2 protein-coding genes are annotated in these 2453 nt (G+C 78.6%); one reads left to right on the plus strand and one right to left on the minus strand.

The window, feature by feature from the left end; genetic code table 11:
• Positions 1 to 237 precede the first annotated feature (237 nt).
• Complete coding sequence (locus GTR00_RS18915; RefSeq protein WP_323132605.1) at positions 238 to 1899, minus strand: aminopeptidase P family protein; 1662 nt, start codon at positions 1897 to 1899, stop codon at positions 238 to 240.
• Between the two features lie 104 nt (positions 1900 to 2003).
• On the opposite strand from GTR00_RS18915, the gene GTR00_RS18920 reads away from it, so the two are divergent.
• The coding region (locus GTR00_RS18920; protein WP_166613109.1) for a DUF6758 family protein at positions 2004 to 2453 on the plus strand (450 nt) is incomplete at its 3' end.

Genomic DNA, 2453 nt, shown 5'->3' on the forward strand with positions numbered 1-2453 from the left:
GGGTCCGGCTGCGCGGCCCCCGCCCGCCGGCGCGGAGGCCGCGCAGCCGGACCCCGAGCCGGACCTGTCCGGGCCCACGTACGCCGAGAAGGTCGAGGAGCAGCGCCGCGCCCGCCGCGCCGCCGAGGAGCGCGCCCGCGAGGAGGAGGACCGCGGTCGGCAGGGCTGACCCCCCGACCGCGCGCGAGGGCCCCGTCCGCACCGGCGGACGGGGCCCTCGCGCGTGCCGCGGGCGGGTCAGCCGCGCAGCGAGGCCATCCACGCCTCCACGGCGTCGGGGTCGCGCGGCAGGGCGGCGGAGAGGTTCTCCACGCCGTCCTCGGTGACCAGCACGTCGTCCTCGATGCGCACGCCGATGCCCCGCAGCTCCGCCGGCGCCAGCTCGTCCTCGCTCTTGACGTACAGGCCCGGCTCGATGGTGAAGACCATCCCGGGGCGCAGCTCGGCGTCCAGGTACATCTCGCGGCGCGCCTGCGCGCAGTCGTGCACGTCCAGGCCCAGGTGGTGGCTGGTGCCGTGCGCCATCCAGCGGCGGTGGTACTGCCCCTCCGGGCCCAGCGAGGTGCCGGCGTCCACCGGCAGCACCCCCCAGGCCGAGAGGCGGTCGGCGATCACGCGCATCGCCGCCTCGTGCACCTCGCGGAAGCGCACCCCCGGCCTGGCGACGGCGAAGGCGGCGTCGGCGGCGTCCAGCACGGCCTGGTAGACGCGGCGCTGGGCGTCGGTGAAGCGCCCGTCCACGGGCAGGGTTCGGGTGACGTCGGCGGTGTAGAGGGAGTCGGCCTCCACGCCGGCGTCCAGCAGCAGCAGGTCGCCGGGGCGCACGGGGCCGTCGTTGCGGATCCAGTGCAGCGTGCAGGCGTGGTCGCCGGCCGCGGAGATCGTCTCGTAGCCCACGCCGTTGCCCTCCACCCGCGCGGTGCCGTCGAAGGCGGCCTCCACGACGCGCTCGCCGCGCGGGTGCCCCACCGCGCGCGGCAGCGAGCGCACCACGGCCTCGAAGCCGGTGACGGTGGCGGCGACGGCCTCGCGCAGCTGCTGCACCTCCCACTCGTCCTTGACCAGGCGCAGCTCGGACAGGGCGGTGACCAGCTCGTCGTCGGCGGCGCGCACCTGCTCGGCGCCGCCGGTGCGCAGCGGCCCGACGAGCGCGGTGACGGCCGGGTCGGCGTCGGGCACCACGCGCAGGCCCGCCGTGGAGGCCGCGGCGACGGAGGCGCCGACCTCGTCGGCCAGCAGCGCCACGTCGCGGCAGGTGATGCCGGTGACGGCCTCCTGCGCGGCCAGGCCCGGGCGCGGGCCGACCCACAGCTCGCCGTAGCGGGCGTCGGCGTAGAACTCCTCGGAGTCGCGGCTGCCCTGCGGGCGCAGGTACAGCACCGCCTCGTGGCCGGCGTCCCCGCCCTCGCCGTCCTGCACGCCGCCGTCGCGCACGTCGCCGCGCGGGTGCAGCACGAGCACGGCGTCTGCCTCGCGGTCGGTGCCCAGCCCGGTCAGGTGCGCGAACGCCGAGTGGGGGCGGTAGCGGTAGTCGGTGTCGTTGGAGCGGCGCACCAGCGGGCCGGCGGGCACGACGAGCACCTCGCCGGGGAAGAGGGAGGACAGCACCCGCCGGCGGCGGGCGGCGTGCGGGGCGGCGGCGGCCGGGGCGGTGTCCTCGGCCGGGCGCGGGCCCCAGCCCTGCGCGATGAAGCGGCGGAAGGCCGCCGAGCGCGGCAGCGTGCGGTGCGACTTCGCCTCCGCGGCGTCCGCGGCGTCCGCGGCGTCCGCGGCGTCCGCGGGGACGCCGGTGCGCTCGCCCTCGGGGTGCTGCGCGTCGAGGAGCTCGGCCACGGGCTGCTCCCCGCCGCCCGCGGCGCCGGGCTCGGTGGTGGTCGACTGGGTCGCGGCAGCGGTCACGGGCCCATCATCGCCCCTGCGCGCGGCACCTGTCCGCCCCCCTCCTCGATCACGCACAGTGATGGCTGGGTTGACGGCGTGCGCACGGCGTAGGACGGTGAGGCATGAGCGGTACGGCGCGGTGCCCCCGCTGCGACGACGTGGTCCGGGCGCCCAGCATCTGGCACTCCTCGGCGACCTGCGCCGCGCACGGCGAGGTCGTCCCCCTGCAACCGGCGCAGCCCGCCGACGCGGCGCACCTGTCCTGGATCGCCCGGCACTCCGAGGTGCCGGTGTGGGTGCCGTGGCCGCTGCCGACGGGCTGGCTGGTCACGGGGACCCGCTGCGTGCGCGACGACCGCCACGACGCGCAGGCCGTCGTCGTGGCCGTCAGCGGCCCGCACCACGGCCCTCCCGGCGGCCCCCCGGTGGCCGAGCTGCTGCTGGTCGCCGAGCAGCCCGGCACCGGCCTGGGCGCCCACCTGGCCGGCCGCGAGGACGTCGACCCCGGCGACGGGCTCGTCAGCGGGCCCCCGGCGGCGCGCGCCCACGCCGGCGGGACCGTGGCGCCGCTG

Origin of the sequence: Kineococcus indalonis (genome assembly GCF_009906395.1) — a bacterium.
Lineage (GTDB): Bacteria > Actinomycetota > Actinomycetes > Actinomycetales > Kineococcaceae > Kineococcus > Kineococcus indalonis.